Source organism: Nostoc sp. (assembly GCF_036917515.1).
Lineage (GTDB): Bacteria > Cyanobacteriota > Cyanobacteriia > Cyanobacteriales > Nostocaceae > Nostoc.
Genome location: NZ_JBALDE010000142.1, coordinates 12439 through 34291, shown reverse-complemented (window position 1 = coordinate 34291; position 21853 = coordinate 12439). Strand labels below are relative to the sequence as shown.

Below are 21853 nucleotides of genomic sequence, written 5' to 3'. Positions count from 1 at the left end.
AATAAGCGCTGGTTGCACTTCTTTATGTTGTTCGTACCAGTCACAGGCTTGTGGATGAGTGCCGTCGGCATCGTCGGTTTAGCACTCAACCTGCGAGCTTATGATTTCGTCTCCCAAGAATTGCGGGCGGCGGAAGACCCAGAGTTTGAAACCTTCTATACCAAAAACATTTTGCTCAATGAGGGTATCCGCGCTTGGATGGCTCCTCAAGATCAACCCCACGAACAATTTGTATTCCCTGAAGAAGTTTTACCTCGCGGTAACGCTCTCTAAGAATTCAAATTTGACCATGACCTAAATCAGGTTTGTGGTTGGCAGAAATTGACACACCCAGATTAAAATAATCTCCTTGTAATCAGCCAATAAAGTGTCAATTTTCACTATTCTCAAGTAATCTCTCACCAAAAAGTGGGAGATTTTTTCTTTATATAGTTAATATCTCTAAATTTTTATGTTATGTTAGATAAAGGTTATAAACCCAGAGTAAATCCTCTGCCCTTTTGAAACCAAGACCGCTTAGGCAACAAGGAGGTGATGCCCATGATAGAAAGTAGTAAATGCATGGGTCATCAGGTTGCAGTTAGCCGGCTGTGTGCCGGGGCTGTTCTCTAAAAGTTAGCCTTAGTCATCTTTGAGATACTAAGTTAGCTCAAGTAGCTAGGCAAGCTCGGAGTTCCTTCCGGCAGTCTGGTTGCAACCTGAAGACCCGCTAGACCGCTCTGACTTAGATCATCCGATCTGAATCAGGGCGGATAGTTTTTTATGGGTAATTTTTGCTTTATCAATGGTTAGTTAAAACGATAAATAACGATGGCTGCCATAGACAAAGCCAACCTATTTAAGTTTTCTTAAAAAGAAAATATCTTACATTAAACTTTGGAATCTGACCAGATGTGGGCAATAGCGTCTATTTGCCAAGGCATCAAGCCTGAAATTATCCTTCCATACTTTCTGTGTGGAGAATAAAAAGAGGTTTGCCTTTGTCAGATGCAAAATGTAACAGATATATTAAGTAGGAATTTATTGATATGGCACAACTACTCACCGAAGCGGAAATTATAGAACAGGCAAAGAGTCTGTCAGATTGGACTGTTGACGACTCCAAATTGGAGATTACCCGCACATTCAAAGATTTTGTGGAAGCAATTGAGTTTGTCAATAAGCTGGTGAAGCCAGCAGAGTCAGCGGGACATCATCCACATATAGAAATTTCCTACAATAAAGTAAAGATTATACTCACAACACATGATGCAGGCGGATTGACGCAGCTAGACTTTGATGTAGCACGAGTGATTTCCCAGATCGACTAAGTGATTTCTTTTAAATCTTGCACCAGACGACAGGAAGTCACCACGATACAAGCTTTGTATAGCCGAGCCAGTGTGTTCTAACTGGCATGAGATTTATACTAGGGATAGATGGAAGAAGCGATTTTTGCTGGCAAACTGCTAAGTGTCTAAAGCCTTCAGCAATTTAGCCTGAGTAGAGAGCGAATGACCCAAACCCTACTCCCTGCTTACATATTTAGAAAAGTATGTGTGACAGTTATTAAGGCGATCGCTGCAATCTTGCCATCTAGATCGCATGCTTTATAATGTTATGATATAAAGATATGTTTTTGCATAAGTTAATCACATCAGTTTTTAACCCCAAGTTAATCGTTTATTAGCTTTGCAAAAACTAGAATTGTATTAGTGGCAACTATGTCTCATCCACAGGTTTGAATGAGATATCACATTTTCGAGAATTAGGTGCAACGAAATCAATTATCTAAACAAGGTGTGAGGAGTAAGGAAAAGATGTCTAATCTGTTGTGGAAATCCTTAGTGGTTAGTCCAGCAGTTTTGGGAGCAACGTTGTTGGTTTCGACCGCAGCAATGGCGGCTCCAAACCCAACCACAAAAGTATCATCAGCTAAACAATTAGGTGTAACCGAAGTTGCCCAACAGCCAGAAGTATTGGCTCAAACAACTATAGATCAAGTTAACCGCTACAGTAACGAAGGTAATCAAAATAACTCTCAGTCCCAAGTAACATCAGTTTCTCAATTTTCCGACGTACAACCCACTGACTGGGCATTCCAAGCATTGCAGTCTTTGGTTGAGCGTTATGGTTGTATTGCAGGTTATCCAAATTCCACTTATCGCGGTAATCGTGCTTTGACCCGTTATGAATTTGCCGCTGGTTTGAATGCTTGTTTGGATCGGGTTAACGAATTGATTGCTACAGCAACAGCTGACTTGGTGACAAAACAAGATTTAGCTACCCTACAACGGTTGCAAGAAGAATTTTCCGCAGAATTGGCAACCCTACGCGGTCGTGTAGATTCCTTAGAAGCGCGTACCGCTGAATTAGAAGCTAATCAGTTCTCCACTACCACAAAACTAGTCGGTGAAGCTGTTTTTGCCGTTAGTGATGCGTTTGGAGGTAACACTGGTGACGCTAACAATACTGTCTTCCAAGATCGGGTACGTTTAGACTTGCAAACCAGCTTCACAGGTAGAGATGTTTTGCACACACGTCTGGCAGCAGGTAATGCAACAGCCTTTTCACTAAGGGATGACGCTAATAATAATCTCAATGCTCTCGGTGATGCTGAAGGCAGACAAACATTTCAAATTGGTGCTGGTGATGGGAACAATAGTATCAAAATAGACCGCTTGACCTATGAAGTTCCCATAGGTCCAGCCCAAGTTTACCTAGCAGCTAGTGGTGGTCGTCACAGCCATTATGCACCAGTCAATAATCCTTACTTTTTTGATCAAACTGATGGTGGTAATGGTGCTTTGTCTACCTTTGCTTCTGAAAGTCCCATCTATCGGATTGGTGGCGGTGCAGGTATAGCGATCAATCTACCCCTTGGTAAAGGTGGTGGCATCCTGGGAAATAGTTCAATTACTGGGGGTTACTTGGCATCGCAAGCTAATGATCCTGGTGTTATTAATCTTAGTTCAGGTCTGATCGACGGCAGTTATGCTGCTTTGGGACAGTTGAACTTTAGTGTCGGTGATCGTTTAGCTTTAGCTGCTACTTACGTCCATGGATATAATGCAGCTGGCGGTGCTTTATTTAACTCGGGTTCCACATCAAACCCAGAGCTTCTTGCAGTAGGTACTCGACAAGCTAACACTTTACTAAATGTAGGTTCTAGCAACTCTTACGGTGTGTCGGCTGCATTTAGACCCAGCGACAAACTGTCAATTAGTGGCTTTGCGTCTTACCACGATATCACCGGCTTCGGTGCTGGTGATGATTATGAAGCTTGGAGCTATGGTGCTGGGCTTGCTTTAGTCGATTTTGGTAAACAGGGTAACGTTTTAGGTCTTTTTGCTGGTGTAGAACCTTATTCCCGTAACCGAGTAGGTCTGCCTGGTGGTGGTAATAATGATCTACCCTATCACTTTGAAGGCTTTTACAAGTATCGCGTGTCAGATAACGTTTCCATCACCCCTGGTGTAATCTGGTTGACCTCTCCTGATCAAAATAGCGGTAATGATGATGCTATTATCGGTACGCTCAGAACTACTTTTACCTTCTAGGGTGTTGACTATCCACTGACAATTTTGAACTGTATTTCTCCCCGTCATCAGGCGGGGTTTTTTGTTTTCAGTAGCAAAAATCGATAAACCCCAGTAGTTAACCGGAGTATACTAGAAAAGTTAGAAGTTATAAGTTATGGCGGGTTTTATATGAATAGACCATCAGGTAGTTATTGTAATGCCCACTCTAGAAGTGACTTACGCAGTAAGCAGCTTTTTTAGTAGAAGTTGGCGATAAAAAGCTACATATTGTGTAATATTCTAACTCTGTCAATTTGAGATTTTAAATTTTGGATTTGAGATTGAAGCAAAAATATCAAATCCAAATTGACTAACTCCTAATTCCTAATTTCCAACCCCTAATCTTATTGCTGCTTGTGGAACTATCCTGTAAATCGGAATACGCAATTCTCGCGTTATTAAAGATGGCCGCTCATTACGAAAGCGGTGAACCGCTGCAAATTCGACAAATTGCAGCACAACAAAACATACCTGATCGCTATCTGGAACAACTACTAGCAACTTTGAGGCGTGGCGGTATAGTTAAAAGTCAGCGTGGGTCAAAAGGTGGCTATCTATTAACGCGAGAACCACGAAAAATCATCCTTTTTGAGATTTTGGAATGTTTAGAAGGCTTAGAGGCACAGACTGGTGAAGAAAACGTTAATTCCAAAAGCACAGACAGTTCAGTTATAGAAGAAATTTGGCAAGAAGCAAGTCGCGCAGCAAATTCTGTCTTGCAAAAATATACCCTCCAGGATCTTTGTGAAAAACGAAATTCGCGGCAGCAATTGGATATCATGTACTACATTTAGTCAAGAGTTATTTGTCAGTGTTTGATGACTAATGACCAATAGCTAATAACTAAATAATTAAGTAGGAAGTACACAAATAAACTTAACTATATCAGTCAAGGACAAAATAGCTAAAAACCCCTTCCCTCTTGCCCTCTGCTTCTTGCCTCCTGCCTTGTCCTAATTACAATTATTTATGTCACTCTACTTCATGATTAAGGACTAATTTATGCAAATAGCTCGTAACATTACAGAACTGGTTGGTCGTACCCCTCTAGTACAGTTGAACCGTATTCCTCAAACAGAAGGATGTGTTGCAGAAATTTTGGTGAAACTAGAAAGTCTGAATCCATCAGCATCAGTTAAAGACCGGATTGGGGTAAGTATGATTAACACTGCTGAAGAAGAGGGACTAATTACTCCTTTTAAGACAGTATTAGTAGAACCCACTTCTGGAAACACTGGAATTGCCCTAGCAATGGCAGCAGCAGCTAAGGGTTATCGATTAATTTTGACAATGCCAGAGACGATGAGTGGAGAGCGTCGGGCAATGTTGCGAGCATACGGGGCAGAACTGGAACTAACACCCGGAATGGAAGGCATGAGTGGGGCAATTGGGCGAGCGCAGCAAATAGTTAATACTACACCAAATACCTATATGTTGCAGCAGTTTCGCAATCCAGCTAATCCAAAAGTGCATCGGGAAACTACAGCAGAGGAAATTTGGGAAGATACCGATGGACAAGTTGATATAATTGTCGCCGGAGTGGGTACAGGTGGTACGATCACTGGTGTAGCAGAAGTGATTAAAGCACGCAAGCCTAACGCTAAGGCGATCGCAGTTGAACCAGCCAATAGCCCAGTTTTATCTGGAGGACGACCAGGATCTCACAAAATCCAGGGAATTGGTGCTGGATTTATTCCTCAAGTATTAGAGATAAAATTGATAGATGAAGTGATTACCGTCACCGATGAAGAAGCGATCGCCTACAGTCGGCGTTTGGCAAAAGAAGAAGGGCTACTATCTGGTATTTCCAGTGGAGCCGCTTTATGTGCAGCAATTCGCGTTGCCCAACGTCAAGAAAATCAGGGACGTTTAATTGTGATGATTCAGCCCAGTTTTGGTGAGAGGTATTTGAGTACACCGTTGTTTCAAGACCTAGAGACAAGGCTAGCGGCTAGCGTCAGTTAACGATAAATTGAATTAATGGTCAATTATAAGCACGTTTCTAACCATTACGAAACTCTCAAAGTTAGTCCAAGTGCAAGCCTTGCGGAGATTAAGCAAGCTTATCGCCGCTTGGTTAAGTTGTTTCATCCTGACAGTAATCAGGAAACAGCCGATCGCGAACAAATTATCTGCATCAATGCAGCTTATGAGGTCTTAGGTGACAATCAAAATCGCCGCAATTATGACCAAGAACTGCAAAATGAATCCCAAAAATTAAATAGCGATCGCCAACAGCGTACAGCATCAGCCCAACAACATTATCAAGCAAGACGAAAAACTGGACGAGATGTTGACGAGCAAGTTGAAGAATGGCTGCGCCAAGTTTATCAACCAGTTAATCGCTTGCTTTGTACCATTCTTTATTCGTTAGAAGAACAAATGGAACAATTAGCTGCCGATCCCTTTGATGATGAGTTGTTAGATGAATTTCAAGAATACTTAAAAACCTGTCGAGATGACCTCAAACAGGCACAAACTGCTTTTCGCTCCCTGCCAAATCCCCCTAGTCTAGCCAGAACAGCGGCTCACCTTTACTACAGCCTCGATCAAGTAGCAGATGGACTCGATGAATTAGGTTATTTTCCTTTGAACTACGATGAGCGCTATTTACACACAGGTCATGAACTATTCCGCATAGCTACGAGATTGCACTGTGAAGCACAAGCGTCTGTTACATAATCATTGAGCATTGGGGAGCCAGCGCTGTAGTGAGGCAACGCGGTCTTGGGGGTTTCCCCCATGAGCGATTGCCGAAAGGGTTTCCCGACTTGAGGAGACTGGCGTCATTGGGCATTAGACATGGGTCAATATCGCTGCATGTCAAATGACAAATGACAAATGACACATAACTTAGGAATTAGTTTATGCTGTAAACAGAAAAAGATTAAGAAATTTTAAATTCTGTTCATAGTTTACTCATGCAATGTATTGTTAATCGCCGCGCCCAGTTTTCAGCAAGTCATCGTTATTGGTTGCCAGAACTGAGTGAAGCCGAGAATATTGAGAAATTTGGTGCTGGTACTAGATTTCCGGGACACGGACATAACTATGTTTTATTCATCTCCCTAGCCGGGGAATTGGATAAATATGGCATGGTGCTGAACTTGTCTGATGTGAAACACGTAATTAAACGGGAAGTTATTAGTCAATTGGACTTCTCTTATCTCAACGATGTGTGGGCAGAATTTCAACAAACTCTGCCCACTACTGAGAATATTGCACGAATTATCTGGCAGCGGCTAGTGCCTCATTTGCCTGTAGTCCGCGTGCAGTTATTTGAACATCCTGAACTTTGGGCAGATTATATGGGAAACGCAATGGAAGCCTACCTCAGCATCAGTAATCACTTTAGCGCCGCCCATCGGCTAGCTCATCCTAACCTCAGTAACGAAGAAAATACTGAGATTTATGGTAAATGCGCTCGTCCCAACGGTCACGGACACAACTACCATCTAGAAGTCACTGTTAAAGGGAAAATTGACCCACGTACTGGTATGATTATTGATTTAGGTGCCCTGAATCAAGTGGTAGAAAATTATGTGCTAGAGCCATTCGATCACACCTTTTTAAACAAAGATATTCCCTATTTTGCCGAAGTTATACCCACTGCTGAAAATATCGCACTTTACATTAGTAATTTAGTGCGATCGCCTATTGAGGAATTGGGAGCTAAACTGTACAAAGTAAAACTGATTGAAAGTCCCAATAACTCCTGCGAAATCTACTGTACGGACTCTGAATCTGATTCAGTCAGCGCAACTGTTAATCAGCCAGTACTAGCGCGAGTTTAGCTAATTGAAAATTCAGGTATAAGACATAGGGAATATCTATCATCCCCATGCCCAAGGCTCAATGCCCAATGCCCACCTAGAAAAGTTTACTTACTAAGCAATTAAAACCTGGTAGCAAAGGACTTGTCAGTTCATCTTGACTAAATAAAGTAGCTGCTAACTTTAATGCAGCCTATTCGCGTCGATAAACTTCAACTTTCTTCTGTACAGAATCGCAAATCCAATATTCCTGAACTCCTTGCACTGAGTACAGCTTTAGCTTTGTTCCTTATCGCGTTTCTCGTTTTTTTTCGCCGGGTGACAAAACCTCTACCACTAACTCTGGTGCGCCCGTGAGGTGTCCAGCTTCATCTAGCAAGTATTTTAAGCGTTCATGACTTACTCATACCACATCAGGAATCACATTGTCCGAATCTGAGAAAATAATTCCAGGTGCGATGTTTAACGACAAGCTGCTTCTCTTCGAGACGCTACGCGAACGCATCTACGCAGCTTTACCTAAATCAGTTTCATCGGACCAATTGTTAAGAACTGTAACAATATTGCCACAACTTGATTGATGATCCCAACTAAGTGGTTTGGTCACAAATAGCTCTCCATCAATAATCTCATAGCGATTTCTGCGTTCACGAAGTGTCTTGGAACGAGAATCGCCAGCAAATAGCTCTAGGTCAGCAGTCGTCCAACGCACTGGAGTTGTTTGCATAGAAACCCCCTAGCTTTTTCTTAAATGATACTTTTAAAAATACTGACGGCGGGCGAAATGTCGCAAATAGCGATAAATGCCCCACGCTAAAACTCCGAAAAAGAGATTTAGTAAAAAGCGACTAACTATAAACGACAAAATATCAGTGTCAAAAAGCTTTGACGGACTCAAAGGACTAATAGTCCTGACTAAGAGAAACAGCCCGAAAATAGCATTTCCACCCAGCACAAGGGCAAACAACACTAAACTCCTCTGCCAGTAACGGCGCTGGGGTGTACGGCCCCAAATCAGGGTAATTACAGGTTTACCTTGTACTTTTCGCTGTAATTGTTCCAGTCGCCAAAACATCCACAACAAAAACGGGAATAAACCATAACTTAGGAAACGTAGGGGTAATGAATAACCCCAAGCAATAGATAGGATATTAACTAGGGCGTGAGAGATTACAGAATTTAGCCAAGCCCTAAAAATAAACTTCTTGTCTCGATTGAATCGATTTTTAGAGGAAATATAGATTCCTAAAGCATATCCCCAAGGTGCAGAGAACATAGCATGGACTGGCGTGCCGATAGTACGTTCAAAAATTGATGCTGTACCGTGGAAAAGGTAAATCCAGTTTTCTTCGGCAGTGAATCCAAGGGAAACGGCGATCGTGAACAGGAAAACCGTAGAGTGAAGTAATCGATACTTGTGTTGCAGATAGTAGGTTGGGACAACAACCGCAGTTAACTTGCAGCCTTCTTCGATTGGGCCTATTTCCACAAGTTGCCGCAAACCTGTACCAAGAAGCGATCGCTTAATCTGATGCCAGTGTACAAAAGAGTTCACTACAATTTCAAAATCCGATTCGAGTCTAAGGGCTAAAAAACCAGATATTGCCCCAATGATAAAGAACATCAATAACTTTAATACAGGTGGGGCAAATGGCATCCGACAGTAGTAGTAGCCTAGCAACAGCAAGGGTGGTATTGCTGCCCACAACACTAGAGATAAATCAACCACTCACCTGAGCGATTACTGTACGGTGACGGTGGGTATTGTTGGTAATAGTGGGAGTTTGGAAACCCGCCTCAACAATAACCTGCTCAATGTCTAAAGCAAAATATTCATCTAAATATGGTTCAGTACTTTTGAGCAAAGTCAAAATGTAGGCTGGCATTTTCTTGTAAACTTCAGATTTGGGATTCATATCCATGATTGTTAAATAACCACCCGGACGCAACACGCGCCGCATTTCAGCTAAAATTTGTCGGGTTGCTGATTGGGGTAATTCGTGGCACATCAGGAAAATGGAAACTAAATCAAACGAGGCATCAGGTAGTCCGGTAGATTCAGCTTGGGCATGAAGCCAGTTAATTTTAGCTTGGCGTTGTTGGGCGCGGTAATTAGCTACGGCTAAGAAGTAGGGAGATAAGTCCAAGCCTGTAATTTTGGCATAGGGATAAATTTCTTGTATGGTAAATGTACTCAAACCCACACCACAGGCCAAATCTAGGATGTCTTGGGGTTGATTGGGGATTTGCACCTTGAGGATATCGTGGTAACTTTGGCGTAGTTTAGCATCTCCTTCTGCTCCAGCATCTGGCCAAATTCCGGCATGGACAGTATGAGCAGCAACTTCTAGCTCCCAAGCCGCTTTCCAACTGAGGTCTCCACCTTCGTAGGCATGGAATGGCCGCAAATAGTATTCTGGATAGGAAAGCTGAGGATTTTCTACTTGAGCTAGATCGGTTTTCCAATCACGCGCTTGTAGTGTTTCGACTTCTTGCGTCCAAGGCACACCAATTCTCTCGGCACGTTTAATCATCATTTGTCTAGCTTGATGCTTGGCTAGATTAGCTAAAGGCTGGATTGCCAATATGCCATTCACCAAGCGGGAAGCTAAACCAGGATTATTGTTTACAGCAACGGTCATAAATCAGTTTGCATTTAACAGCCTTTTCTACTTATGACATACTTGCTGGACGGCAGTCTAGAAATGAATTGAATTGTATAACGGCAGTCTGCCTCCTTTAGCTTGCCCCAAGTAACAAATATTATTATAGAAAGTTGACATTTGCAGAGTAGCAAAGTTGTGAAAAAATGAGAATTATGCTGGTTTACATTTTGTATTTATCAGAGAATTTTATTCAAAACTGGTAAAATTTTCATACTTAGCAGCATTTGTCTCAACAGGGATAGCAAAAAGCTGAGTGCCATTTATATACAGTAAGTTAAGCTTATTGGAGTCAAATATGGCCAGAGCAAGAAGAAGAGCAAGTGGCTTTTTAAAAGATTTTCAAGATTTTGCCCTTAAAGGCAATGTAGTTGACTTGGCGATCGCCGTCATCATTGGTGGTGCTTTTGGTAAGATTGTCACTTCTCTTGTTGAAGATGTGATCATGCCATTGATTAATCCCTTGGTTAGTTTTGCTGGCAAAGACTGGAGAACAATCGTCATTGGCCCGGGAATCAAGATTGGTGAATTTCTTGGCGCAATAGTTGACTTTGTAATCATTGCCTTAGTTTTATTTGTGGCAATTCGAGCCTTACAAAAATTCAAGAGACAAGAAGAAGTCGCCGATGAACCCTTGCCAGATCCTAACCTTATAGCCCAAGAAAGATTGACTGGCGCGTTGGATAGACTCAACCAAACCTTGGAAACTCGGAATAATCAAGTTTTGTAAGTGGGGAGTGGGGGGATGAGGAAGCAGAGCAGGCAGAGGATAAGGGAGCAGGGGAGCAGAGGAGAATAATCAATACCTAATGTCCAATGCCCTATGCCCTATGTCCTATGCCCTACTTTACAGTAGGCTTGAGAGCTAACAACATTTCTAATTCACTGGTGGATTTATCAGGGCTAATAGCGGTAAAACCAAGACCACGAATGGAATTCAGGATGGTGATGGTATCTGCGTTAGATGATACAAAACTATTGATTAGGGGCACAGTTTTAGTTTTATCTATATCTAGATAGAAATAACCGCCGTTGGGCTTTTGCAAAGAACCAGTAACGGCTTTGAAGGCGTCGCTAGTGTCGAGAGATGGATTTTTGTGATCGCTAACTGCCTCAGCAATTGGGCCACCAAGAGCTATAAATACAGTATCTTGATCTAGCCAACCATGTGCCAATAAAGCTCCTTGCCGGGGAATTTGCCATTCAGTTACGTCTTTACCACCGATATTTCTGTTGGCGACGTTGATTTGTTGAGTTTTAGCAAGGGTATCCAATTTGGTTAAGGTGGCTTCGGCAGTTTTGCGATCGCTAGTGTCAAATACTAAAGCACCTCCAAAACCAACATTCGCTAACACTCCTTGATTTGATGGAATCGCACCAAAGGCGAATTCCCCATTCATCCAGCCAAAAATATCCTTATCTAAGTCTAGATTGACAAATTTCAGTTGTCCTCGCGCTTGTTCTAGAGCTTGCTTCATTTCTGGATAATCTTTTGACTGCTCTACTAGCACTTCCCAACCACGGCTGATACCATTTCCGCTGATCAAAGCAAAGGTATCGGCAGGAAATTGTCCGACTATATTCCCAGGACTTGATTGATACTGAAATTTATTTAATTGCGGATCTAAATTAGCGATCGCTTTTACTCGCACTCCCGCATCATCAACACCAACACCTGCTATCACAGATTTTATCTGCTTGAGTTGTGTCAGGGTTTGTGGGGGTAACTGCTTTGCCTGCGGATTTCCAGCAGTTAATTGCTGTATCATCCCGGCATAGTCTGGTACATAAATTTGGGCAAGGCTGTTTTTAACATCTACTCCTTTAAGAATGCTGCTAGCACCTTCTTTACTGGCAAAAGAAGACTGTCCCTTAAACGTATCAATTGCTTTTTCTACAGCTTGCTTTTCGGGGGCTAATACCAACTGACTATCATTTAAAACTACACTATACGTCGGCTTGCCATTTTGTGTAGTTTCGACAATTTTTTGACCTTGATAGTCAGATTCCTGTAATTTCACTCCTTTTTGTGACTTCAATTTGTTAGCAAAATTCAAGGCGCTAAGTTTGTCCTTGATTCCCACCACTATCAGGATATTTGATTCCTGCTGTAAATTTGTTGGTACATTAGGTGCCCCAGAGGGTACCTTTAACTGTGCTGGTTTTACAGGATTTGGTGGCAATACAGCAATCATCACACCATCAGCCCAAGGTTTTATGTCTTTTTCATAAGAAACGTTACTGTCACTGAACATTTGCTGATTGAAATTTTCCAGACCTTTTGCCATTAACTTTTGTGCTTCTGGAGTGCCAAACTGCTGTAATTTTGCCCAGGCTTGAGAGTCAGTAGTAATATAAGTTGCCATCAGTGCTGTTGAAGGTACTACTTTAGCACTGCCAAGAGCGTCCGAACTACCTCTTGGTGAGCCTTTAAAGTACATATAAGCTGCTATACTTCCGGCGACAACGACAGTAGCACCAACAGCAGGAATGAGAAATTTTGATTTACTTTCTGGCATTTTATTATCCTCTTTTTGCTCAGATTGTCACCGAGATTTATACAAGTGTCACTATAGAGTTTTCGGATTTATGAGTAATTTCCGTTAATCCATCGCTACTGGAGTTTAGACTAACCTATGACCAAAGGATTTAGCAGCATACTCATTGACAAACTGCACATCTACATCTTCCTTGCTGAAAATTGTTGCTTTTGATATGCATCATTAATTAGCTCTTAATAGGAAAATCTCTCAATTAAATCTGATGTTCAATCAGCAAATATCCAACTTAAAAGTGATTTTTCACTACAAATTATGTTTCTGCACATTAAATACATAGCAATCCGATCTGATTTGTAAAAATTACAAGGCTAAAATTCCTGACTTCTCTAAAAAGTTGGGAATCTCGTTGTTTACGAATGATTTAAGATTGCTATAGCACTTGGATCTTGCAATCCATCTATGCAGCAAACAAGCTAGCGATGTCTACGACGGGCTACGCCTACGCTGATTTGTTAAAGAAGTTAAGAGGATTTGGGAAGCGCAACGTCAATGTACAAGCGTCTCCTTTGAGTGACTTTTACAGGCACTTGCCAGTATGGGAGTTTTTACGGAGACAGAAATCTGTTATTGTACTCTTACACAACTGGTGTCTTGCATTTAGTTTCAACTCCAATTGGTATTTACTGATAAAATTAGTAATCCTATAAATTAGCGGTCTAAAATTATTCTCAAAAATACTTCAACCAGATGAGGAGCGAATCTGCAAATGATATGCTGTTCATTTTAAACAAAGTAGCGTGTTTAGCAGCAAGCTATCCTAAGTTATAAAAATAATTAGGAGTATTTGTACTTAATGAGAATCTATCGAGGTGCAAGAGATTCTTGACTCAATGCCAAAAAAGTGCAAAACATCAGAAAAAGTAAATGCGGGAGGAATATAGAAAAAACCCAAGGATCGGTAGCCGCTCTTTGCAAGTTTGGGTGAGATTAATTTTAATCCCCCAATCCCAAAAGGAAGTTCTCACCTCCATAATGCCCTGTTGATTTGGGAAATATATCAAACACTGCTATTTTTCTTAACTACATCCAATCAAGCCAGACTTTTCAGGATTACAAGGTCATTAAGCATCAATGTCGCAGTCTTATTTTGATACAGATAATAATAACGGACACAAACCTTTTGAGTTACCGGGAGCAAGACCACACTACAACCCCGATCGCCCCGGACAGGTAGAGCATATTTTCCTCGATCTCAGCTTGGATATTCCCAAGCAAAGCTATCAGGGCAGTTGTAGCATTCGCCTCTTGCCAATCCGTAATGGTATTGATCGTTTGACTTTGGATGCTGTCAACCTAAATATCGAGTCTGTGCAGGTGGACGAAGTGCCACAAAATTTTGACTATGACGGAGAACAGCTTTCCATTCAACTTTCTCAGGTAACCCAGATTGGTCAACGCTTGCTGATTGCGATCGCTTACTCAGTAACAAAACCACAACGCGGTATTTATTTTATTCAACCGGATAAGCACTACCCAAATAAACCTACTCAAGTTTGGACTCAGGGAGAAGACGAAGACTCTCGCTTTTGGTTCCCCTGCTTTGACTATCCAGGACAACTGTCTACTTCGGAAATTCGTGTCCGCGTTCCCAACCCTCTGGTGGCGATTTCCAACGGCGAATTGATTAACACCACAGAAGATGGTGATTACAAAATCTACCATTGGTCACAGCAACAAGTTCATCCTACCTATTTAATGACTTTGGCAATAGGTGACTTTGCCGAAATTCAGGATGAGTGGAATGGTAAACCAGTTACCTACTACGTAGAAAAGGGACGCGAGGAAGATGCTAAACGCAGCATGGAAAAAACTCCCCGCATGATCGAATTTTTGAGCCAAAAGTATGGTTATCCATATCCTTTTCCGAAATACGCTCAGGTTTGCGTCGATGACTTCATCTTTGGGGGGATGGAAAATACTTCTACAACACTGTTAACAGATAGATGCCTGCTGGATGAACGCGCCGCTTTAGATAACCGCAACACTGAAGCTTTAGTCGTTCACGAACTTGCACATCAGTGGTTTGGTGATTTGGTGGTGATTAAGCATTGGTCTCATGCTTGGATTAAAGAAGGGATGGCTTCTTACTCTGAGGTGATGTGGACAGAACAGGAATATAGTCTAGAAGAAGCAGCTTACTATCGTTTATTGGAAGCCCGTCGTTACTTAAGTGAAGATAGCAGCCGTTATCGCCGTCCAATGGTAACGCACGTTTACCGAGAAGCGATTGAACTTTACGATCGCCACATTTACGAAAAAGGATCTTGTGTTTATCACATGATTCGGGCGCAATTGGGAGATGAGTTGTTTTGGCAGGCAATTCAAACATTTGTCCAAGATAATGCCCATAAAACTGTAGAAACAGTAGACTTACTTAGGGCAATTGAAAAGGCAACCGGACGTAATCTTTTGTTCCTCTTTGACCAATACGTTTATCGTGGTGGTCATCCCGATTTTAAAGTAGGTTACTCTTGGGATGGGGATGCTAATTTAGCAAAAATTACAGTAACTCAAACCCAAGCTGCTGAAGGTACAAATAGCAGTAAGGATTTGTTTGATTTAAAAATACCTATTGGTTTTGGCTATACCCAGCAGGAAGAAGTCAGGAGTAATGGAATCAGCACTTCATTCTCAGCACTCAAAACTTTCACTATCCGGGTAAATGAACGCGAACAAAGCTTCTACTTTCCCCTAGAGAATAAGCCACAATTTATTAGCTTTGATGTTGGAAATAATTACCTAAAAACAGTAGCTTTGGAATATCCAATCGCGGAGTTAAAAGCACAGTTAGAATTTGATCCCGACCCGATTTCACGTAGTTATGCAGCAGCAGCTTTGGCGAAAAAAGGTGGGCTAGAAGCAATCAAAGCACTGTCTGCATCGCTAAAAAATGACCCATTGTGGGGTGTGCGTGTGGATGTGGCAAAACAACTAGCCCAAATCAATTTAGATCAAGCCTTTGATGGCTTAATTGCTGGGTTAAAAGATAAAAATGCTTATGTGCGACGAGCTGTAGTAGAAGCACTTACTCAATTCAAAACTGCTGAAAGCTATAAAGCTGTGAGAGGGTTAGTGCAAAAGGGCGATCCCAGTTATTACGTGGAAGCAACAGCTTCTTATGTTATTGGGGCGATCGCATCGGCAAACTCGGAAGAAAAACCCAAGGAAGACAAAGTATTAAAGCTGCTGAAATCCGTTTTGCAAGAAAAGGCAGGTTGGAATGAAGTTGTGCGGAGTGGGGCTATTGCTGGTTTAGCTGAATTCAAAACCTCAGAAGCAGCTTTAAATCTACTGATCGAATACACCAAACTCGGTGTACCACAACCACTACGTTTAGCCACAATTCGCGCTTTAGGAAAGATTTCTGTAGGTCAAAGTCCGGCTAATTTGGAACGGATTTTAGAAAAATTAACAGAACTCGCCAAAGAAACCTTCTTTTTAACCCAAGTAGCCGTAGCCGCAGCATTAGGACAAATGGAAACACCCAAAGCAGTGGGAATTTTGCGATCGCTGGTTGATCAAACAGCCGATGGGCGTGTACGTCGCTCTGCTGAAGAAGAAATTTCCAAAGTGCAAAAGAACATTGGTTCAGAAAAAACCCTGCGTCAACTGCGTGAAGATTTCGACCAACTCAAACAACAAAACCAGGAATTGAGAAGCCGTTTAGAAAACTTGGAGGCCAAATCTAAATAGCACTACATGACAATTAAAAGCAGGTAATTGGTAATTGTGGCAAAGCTATTAACAATTCCCAAGGTTTTAGTTGATACTGTAATTTTATTGTGGACACATAAAATATGTTATTTTCCACTTAAATCACAGGTATAAATAAACATAGTACCAAGATCCCCGAATTCTCTTAGAAGTTGGGGATCTTTATGTTGTAAGCGGTTACTGAGTTTCAATTCGCATATAACAGATTTATAATTATATAAATTAAAGTTAAGAAAAGATAAAATCATCTAAAAGTTGGATAAGTAGTTGTAGTTTTATAAAGTATAATTAAGAAAAAGATAAACAAATCTAGGCAGTAACAGATGCTAAAATTGCCTCGAACACTATGCCTAAAGGGTAGAGTTCTAGTTGTTTTAGATAAAAGACTACCACTATCCTGAATTTGCAACTAACTTATGAGTCAGGATAAAAACAATAATTGTAAATTTTTCAGTTGAAGAGGCAAAAAAAGGCGTGAGTCAGTATCAACCTGCTCAACTAAAACTCTATAATCCAGATGCGATCGCTTGCTACTATAGTTATCGTCCTTGGCTAGCCTGGGGGCGACTACTGAGAATTATCTTCTCCTTTGCAGGATTTATACTCAGTCTGAAGTGGGACGAGTGGCAAGATCGAGTTGAGCAGAACAAGGGTAAACGAGCTATCCAGTTGCGAAAACTGCTCACCCGCCTCGGCCCGACTTTTATTAAAGTTGGTCAAGCCCTCTCCACCAGACCAGACCTGATACGCAAAGATTTCTTAGAAGAGCTGATAAAGTTACAAGACCAGTTACCACCTTTCGATAATGCGATCGCTTACCAGATTATCGAAACAGAACTAGGTCGTCCAATTCACGAAAGTTATAGCGAACTGTCACCTAACCCAGTTGCTGCTGCTAGCTTGGGTCAAGTATATCGGGGTCGGCTGGTTAGCGGTGAAGAAGTTGCCGTGAAGGTGCAACGCCCAAACTTACACCCGGTAATTACACGCGACCTATATCTGATGCGTTGGGCGGCAGGTTGGCTAGCTCCTTGGTTGCCTTTAAATCTCGGTCACGACCTAACTTTAATTGTGGACGAGTTTGGCACGAAGTTATTTGAAGAAATTGACTATATTAATGAAGGCCGCAATGCCGAGAAATTTGCTAGCAACTTCCACAATGACCCAGAAGTAAAAGTTCCAGGTATTTACTGGCGTTATACAAATACCCATGTTTTAACCCTAGAATGGATTAACGGCTTTAAGCTGACGGATACTCAACACATCCGCGAAACAGGTTTAGACCCAGAAGCAATCATCCAAATTGGCGTTACATCAGGATTGCAACAGCTTTTAGAATATGGCTTCTTCCATGCTGACCCTCATCCCGGCAATTTATTTGCTGTACCCGATGGTCGTATGGCTTATATTGACTTCGGCATGATGGATCAGTTGGAAGAAAGTACCAAAGAAACGCTGGTAGATGCGCTAGTGCATTTGGTAAATAAAGACTATACCGACTTAGCTGAAGACTTTGTAAAATTAGGGTTTCTGACTCCAGATACGAATATTTGCCCGATCGTGCCAGCATTAGAAGCAGTGCTAGGAAACGCTATTGGGAAAAATGTCAAGGATTTTAACTTCAAAACTATTACCGATGAGTTTTCGGAACTGATGTACGAATATCCTTTCCGAGTCCCGGCAAAGTTTGCTTTGATTATTCGTTCCCTAGTTACCCAAGAAGGTATTGCCCTTAGCCTCAACCCCAATTTCAAAATTGTGGAAGTGGGTTATCCCTATATAGCACGACGGTTGCTGACAGGGGAATCGCCTGCATTACGGCGACGATTATTGAATGTGTTGTTCAAAGATGGTAAATTTCAGTGGCAGCGGTTAGAGAATTTAATTGCGATCGCTCGTACCGATAACAACTTTGATGTATTACCCACAGCGCAGATGGGGTTCCAATACTTAATGTCGGAAGAAGGCAAGTTTCTGAGGCGACAGTTGGTGCTTGCTCTTACCGAAGATGACCGACTGCATACCGAAGATGTGCAACGCCTGTGGAACCTGGTTAAAGATGACTTAAAACCGGATCGTTTATTAAATGTAGCGATCGGGATTTTAACAGAATTATCCAGAGAAGGTGTAGCCGCTATCCTCCCAAAAGCGAGATTACTTGGATCTTTTGCTGAGAACCAGTCAACAAATAAATAGTAAAAAATCTTTAATAGAAATTAGGAGTTTTCATGTACTATTTTCCTCTGCAACCACCTTATTTTCTTTTACTTGTTGGCTTTTTGACTGCATTAACATCTGGTTTGGCATTATCTGGCACTTTGAAAGTAATTGTGCAGAACTGGCCAAGCGAACGAGCAGAAAATACTCAGCCACGTTCTTCACTCAAACAATTACTTGTACCATTTATCGGCATAACAGGCGGTACTTGTCTATTTATGTCTTCAGGTTTAGAGATATTTGGCTTTCCCTCATCCTTGGCTTTAGGAGTCGGTCTACCAATTAGTCTATTTACTTGTTTGCTAGTTTGGTTGCAGTTGGGAAGTATGATGACCTTTATAGAACGCGAAGGTATGCAATCTTTAGATTTAGATTCTTTTTCTTAAGAAAGAGTAGAAAATTAATAATTTAAAATTCAAGAGAGTTTTAGACTCTCTTGAATGTCTATTGAGCAATTTTATGCTTGAAATTTCGATATTTCAGCTTAATATTGTTTATTTTTTGTTGAATAAAGCTAGTAGTGGACTTTTGCAGAAGTGTTAGCTTGCTTAGGCGCTTAAAGCTTTGAGGACGTTTTTCAGGTGATTTTAAATAACGATAATATAAGAAAACATCACGGTAAGCAATATCAACATCTTCACCCCCACAAAGCCTCGTAAAAGCTGAGGAAGATACACTCATATAGTGTAAATATGTTAATTTCTGCCCTTGGTCATAAAGAATATTATCTACAACATCAAATTTAGAAGTCCAATGGCAACCAGTAGCTTTACCGTGATAGGCGTAATTATAAAAAGAAATTCCACTACGTAAAACTAAATAGTTGAGAACTGTTTGATCGGAATCTGCCCATGCGAGTGCATCAGCTTCACCTGCTTCTAAGTTTGCTAGTAGATTTGCTAAATTAGTGTCGTTAAAAACACCCTTTTTAGAAGCAAACCAACCAGAACAAAAAATTTGATTCCTAATATCTTCTCTAGAAAAAATCTTTGCTAGCTTATCTTCTGTCCAGTTGAAAATATAATTCAAATCGGATCTATATTGAAAGTCATTTGTAATCCAATCATATTCATCCAGCTTTTGATAAACATCATCGAGTGATTTCATCAATAAGGTATCTCCATCAAAGAAGATAAACTTGTCAAATGGGCCATCTAGACAGCAAAGTTTTCGATGTCTTTCTATGCGATAATTCTCTGGCAAACCATATTCTCGCCATAGCTTTAACGCCCTTGGATGAGCTTTCCAGATACGAGAGCCAAATTCTTCCCAATAGGCTATGGAATCAGAATTTTCAAATAAAGTAACATTATCTCTAGATGCAATTTCTGCTTTTACTTTCTCTAGCTGGTCATTATATGGAATTACACAAACAGGAATTTTTCTATCAGCATTAGCTTCTATGCTATTGAGCAAAGCAACTAGTTGATCGTAGACAACATCATTCGCTAAGGTGTAAATACCATCTATCATTGGGATACTCCTAATATTAAGTACGCGCAGAAACAAAGGGAAATAAACGGCGAGTCAGTTTGGGAATAAAGGCAAATTTACCCTCATGAAGATAGCGATAGTGTTCCCACAATTGCCAATAGGGACTACCAGTTTTCATCCGCGTACCAGCCCAGTGGAGATATTTTAGTCGTTGTCCTCGGTCATATAGGGCGTAATCTTGCTGTTTAAAATTTTGCGAACCTGCCCAACTACCAGGCCCTCCCCCAGGAATTTTAACGAGATTTCCACGTTTGGAAATTAGTTTGAGAACAAGATAATTTAAAATTGGTTGGTCTGTAACTCCTTCAGAAAAATCAAAATATTCGCGATGTGCTGCACACTCACGTAGAGCTTGATCCATTTGTTGTTCGGTAATAATTCCTTTTCTCGAAGCCCAAAAACCACTGTTGAAAACATCTTGAAGTTGGGCATCGGAAAAAATTTGCTGCTCTTTCACAAATGGGGAAAAAATATTTCGCAGCTTGTCATTAGCATGATGGTAATCACAGCAGAAGAAATCGACTTCTGATAGTTTGTCTAAATTGTCAGCAATTTTTTCAAAAACGACAATATCTGTATCAATATAAATAAATTCATCTAAAGGCCCAAACCACGCCACCAATTTACGCATTTTGTTGGGTAAGGCGAGGAAATCTCGGTCAAAAATTTCTCCGATGCGTTTGGTAAAGGTATCAATAAGTTCTAAATCTGGGAAAATTTGGACGTTGTGTAAGGTAGCAAGCTGTTCTGCTACTTTGTGGTAATTGTCATTAAAAGGTATGAGATAAATGGTAACTTCTGGGTCAGAGTAACGAATGCTATTGAGTAAAGCAATAGCATTATCGATAACGCGGTCATTGGCAACTATATAAATGCCCCTACTCATAAATTATCCTTGATTAATTAATTTAAATTTTCGCAAAGCTCTGGTAAATAAATTTGGTACTGGAGCGTCATTATAATTCTTAGGAGGATTATTAAATACTGGACGCTTTTCAGGTTCGTGTAAGTAACGATAATAGAGAAATAAATCTCGATAAGGAAACTGAATATTTTCTCCAGCACAGACTGCTTGATTGATATTAGGAGGAATCCCAATGTAATGGAGATAAGTTAGTCGATTACCGCGATCGTAAAGAATATGTTCTCGTTCCTCGAAGTGTTTAGAGCTAGCAGAACATCCTGTTTTTTCATTATCTGGCAGTTGGTAAGCAAAGTTATAAATAGAAAAATTAGACCTCATTACCATGTAGTTGATTAATGGTTGTTCGCCAGCACCACCATACAAAATTTCTGACTCCCCATTTTGCAAATGTGATATTAGCCAATCTCTTTTTTCTGAGTCAAATAGTCCTTGTTTGGCGCCATAAAAGCCTGAGCAAAATATTTCAGAATCAATGCGTTTTTGCTCAAAAACTTTTAGTAATTTGGGAGAATCAACATTATATATTTTACTAACGTCTATAAATTGGAAATCGTAGACCACAAAATCATAACTATCTAGCTTTTCAAACACTCCTGCGAGTGAGTTCATCACCAAGGTGTCTGCATCTAAATAGATAAACTTCTCGAATGGGCCATCAAAAGCGCAAAAACGACGGTGAGCGCCATAAAGACGGGATTTACTCCGATTTAATCGTTCTGGGGCTGCTGCAACCATAAATTGATCCCAGCGGTTGATTGATTCTTGGTCATCGTAAAGAAATACATTAGGGCGTTTAGTTATTTCATCAGCAATCCGTTGTATCCTATCATCGAAAGGATAGATACAAACAGGAGTTTCTGGACCTAAGATAACATCAATACTGTTGAGTAAAGCCACCAGTTGATCGAAAACATAATCATTGCCAAGGGTACAAATACCATTCATA

General features: G+C 40.9%; 16 protein-coding genes and 2 pseudogenes. 11 read left to right on the top strand and 7 right to left on the bottom strand.

Translation table 11 applies throughout. The features are described from left to right. The 7 genes and pseudogenes from V7K89_RS18630 to V7K89_RS18600 form a co-directional block, all read left to right on the top strand. Nucleotides 1-273, top strand: a pseudogene (locus tag V7K89_RS18630) (photosystem II D2 protein (photosystem q(a) protein)); the annotation flags it as partial. Nucleotides 274-1028: 755 nt separating this feature from the next. Next, complete coding sequence (locus V7K89_RS18625; protein WP_335189631.1) at nt 1029-1310, top strand: 4a-hydroxytetrahydrobiopterin dehydratase; 282 nt, start codon at nt 1029-1031, stop codon at nt 1308-1310. A 489-nt stretch (nt 1311-1799) separates the two neighbouring features. Continuing rightward, on the top strand, nt 1800-3539 hold the full coding sequence (locus tag V7K89_RS18620; RefSeq protein ID WP_335189629.1) for an iron uptake porin: 1740 nt from the start codon (nt 1800-1802) through the stop codon (nt 3537-3539). 377 nt (nt 3540-3916) lie between these two features. Next, nucleotides 3917-4354: an RrF2 family transcriptional regulator gene (locus tag V7K89_RS18615; RefSeq protein WP_335189627.1), complete on the top strand. Its 438-nt coding sequence runs from the start codon at nt 3917-3919 to the stop codon at nt 4352-4354. Between the two features lie 208 nt (nt 4355-4562). Then, entirely contained in the window at nt 4563-5525 is a 963-nt protein-coding gene (gene cysK / locus V7K89_RS18610) for a cysteine synthase A (RefSeq protein WP_335189626.1), read from the top strand. 15 nt (nt 5526-5540) lie between these two features. Beyond that, nucleotides 5541-6242, top strand: a complete 702-nt coding sequence (locus V7K89_RS18605) for a J domain-containing protein (protein WP_335189624.1) — start codon at nt 5541-5543, stop codon at nt 6240-6242. A gap of 239 nt (nt 6243-6481) precedes the next feature. Further along, nucleotides 6482-7354, top strand: coding sequence for a 6-carboxytetrahydropterin synthase (locus V7K89_RS18600; protein WP_335189622.1), 873 nt, complete (start codon nt 6482-6484; stop codon nt 7352-7354). A gap of 76 nt (nt 7355-7430) precedes the next feature. Here V7K89_RS18600 and V7K89_RS18595 read toward each other — a convergent pair. The 3 genes and pseudogenes from V7K89_RS18595 to V7K89_RS18585 all read right to left on the bottom strand — a co-directional run bounded on the left by V7K89_RS18595 (nt 7431) and on the right by V7K89_RS18585 (nt 9975). Further along, a pseudogene (locus V7K89_RS18595) lies at nt 7431-8060 on the bottom strand (Uma2 family endonuclease). Nucleotides 8061-8093: 33 nt separating this feature from the next. Beyond that, complete coding sequence (locus V7K89_RS18590; RefSeq protein ID WP_335189620.1) at nt 8094-9062, bottom strand: PrsW family intramembrane metalloprotease; 969 nt, start codon at nt 9060-9062, stop codon at nt 8094-8096. Further along, entirely contained in the window at nt 9055-9975 is a 921-nt protein-coding gene (locus V7K89_RS18585; RefSeq protein WP_335189618.1) for a class I SAM-dependent methyltransferase, read from the bottom strand. Before V7K89_RS18585 ends, V7K89_RS18590 begins: the two co-directional genes overlap by 8 nt. Before the next feature lie 319 nt (nt 9976-10294). Between V7K89_RS18585 and mscL the strand changes: the two genes are divergently transcribed. After that, complete coding sequence (gene mscL, locus V7K89_RS18580; RefSeq protein WP_335189616.1) at nt 10295-10726, top strand: large conductance mechanosensitive channel protein MscL; 432 nt, start codon at nt 10295-10297, stop codon at nt 10724-10726. A 112-nt stretch (nt 10727-10838) separates the two neighbouring features. Here the strand turns inward: mscL and V7K89_RS18575 are convergent, their stop codons facing one another. Further along, nucleotides 10839-12515 (bottom strand): DUF3352 domain-containing protein, encoded by a 1677-nt coding sequence (locus V7K89_RS18575; protein ID WP_335189614.1) that lies wholly within the window; start codon nt 12513-12515, stop codon nt 10839-10841. Nucleotides 12516-13628: 1113 nt separating this feature from the next. Between V7K89_RS18575 and V7K89_RS18570 the strand changes: the two genes are divergently transcribed. From V7K89_RS18570 to V7K89_RS18560, 3 genes are all read left to right on the top strand, one after another. Beyond that, the gene (locus V7K89_RS18570; protein WP_335189612.1) at nt 13629-16250 is read left to right on the top strand and encodes a M1 family metallopeptidase; all 2622 of its coding nucleotides are present in this window, start codon (nt 13629-13631) and stop codon (nt 16248-16250) included. A 495-nt stretch (nt 16251-16745) separates the two neighbouring features. Next, a complete protein-coding gene (locus V7K89_RS18565; RefSeq protein WP_335189610.1) occupies nt 16746-18467 on the top strand; it encodes an ABC1 kinase family protein in 1722 nt (573 codons plus the stop codon). Nucleotides 18468-18499: 32 nt separating this feature from the next. Then, nucleotides 18500-18874, top strand: coding sequence for a hypothetical protein (locus V7K89_RS18560; protein ID WP_104906063.1), 375 nt, complete (start codon nt 18500-18502; stop codon nt 18872-18874). 58 nt (nt 18875-18932) lie between these two features. Here V7K89_RS18560 and V7K89_RS18555 read toward each other — a convergent pair whose 3' ends face one another. From V7K89_RS18555 to V7K89_RS18545, 3 genes are read right to left on the bottom strand one after another with little or no spacing between them, the layout of a single operon-like run. Further along, nucleotides 18933-19961 carry an Npun_R2821/Npun_R2822 family protein gene (locus V7K89_RS18555; protein WP_335189608.1) on the bottom strand — a complete coding sequence of 343 codons (1029 nt, stop codon included), beginning with the start codon at nt 19959-19961 and terminating at the stop codon, nt 18933-18935. A gap of 16 nt (nt 19962-19977) precedes the next feature. Continuing rightward, nucleotides 19978-20868 carry an Npun_R2821/Npun_R2822 family protein gene (locus tag V7K89_RS18550; RefSeq protein ID WP_335189606.1) on the bottom strand — a complete coding sequence of 297 codons (891 nt, stop codon included), beginning with the start codon at nt 20866-20868 and terminating at the stop codon, nt 19978-19980. Between the two features lie 3 nt (nt 20869-20871). Beyond that, nucleotides 20872-21852, bottom strand: a complete 981-nt coding sequence (locus V7K89_RS18545; RefSeq protein WP_335189604.1) for an Npun_R2821/Npun_R2822 family protein — start codon at nt 21850-21852, stop codon at nt 20872-20874. Nucleotide 21853 lies beyond the last annotated feature (1 nt).

Bases quoted from the DNA above. Each gene is read 5' to 3' on its own strand.
- V7K89_RS18575 (WP_335189614.1), bottom strand. From the start codon at position 12,515: ATGCCAGAAAGTAAATCAAAATTTCTCATTCCTGCTGTTGGTGCTACT.
- V7K89_RS18550 (WP_335189606.1), bottom strand. From the start codon at position 20,868: ATGAGTAGGGGCATTTATATAGTTGCCAATGACCGCGTTATCGATAAT.
- V7K89_RS18560 (WP_104906063.1), top strand. From the start codon at position 18,500: ATGTACTATTTTCCTCTGCAACCACCTTATTTTCTTTTACTTGTTGGC.
- V7K89_RS18620 (WP_335189629.1), top strand. From the start codon at position 1,800: ATGTCTAATCTGTTGTGGAAATCCTTAGTGGTTAGTCCAGCAGTTTTG.
- mscL (WP_335189616.1), top strand. From the start codon at position 10,295: ATGGCCAGAGCAAGAAGAAGAGCAAGTGGCTTTTTAAAAGATTTTCAA.
- cysK (WP_335189626.1), top strand. From the start codon at position 4,563: ATGCAAATAGCTCGTAACATTACAGAACTGGTTGGTCGTACCCCTCTA.
- V7K89_RS18545 (WP_335189604.1), bottom strand. From the start codon at position 21,852: ATGAATGGTATTTGTACCCTTGGCAATGATTATGTTTTCGATCAACTG.
- V7K89_RS18605 (WP_335189624.1), top strand. From the start codon at position 5,541: ATGGTCAATTATAAGCACGTTTCTAACCATTACGAAACTCTCAAAGTT.
- V7K89_RS18585 (WP_335189618.1), bottom strand. From the start codon at position 9,975: ATGACCGTTGCTGTAAACAATAATCCTGGTTTAGCTTCCCGCTTGGTG.
- V7K89_RS18570 (WP_335189612.1), top strand. From the start codon at position 13,629: ATGTCGCAGTCTTATTTTGATACAGATAATAATAACGGACACAAACCT.
- V7K89_RS18600 (WP_335189622.1), top strand. From the start codon at position 6,482: ATGCAATGTATTGTTAATCGCCGCGCCCAGTTTTCAGCAAGTCATCGT.
- V7K89_RS18625 (WP_335189631.1), top strand. From the start codon at position 1,029: ATGGCACAACTACTCACCGAAGCGGAAATTATAGAACAGGCAAAGAGT.
- V7K89_RS18555 (WP_335189608.1), bottom strand. From the start codon at position 19,961: ATGATAGATGGTATTTACACCTTAGCGAATGATGTTGTCTACGATCAA.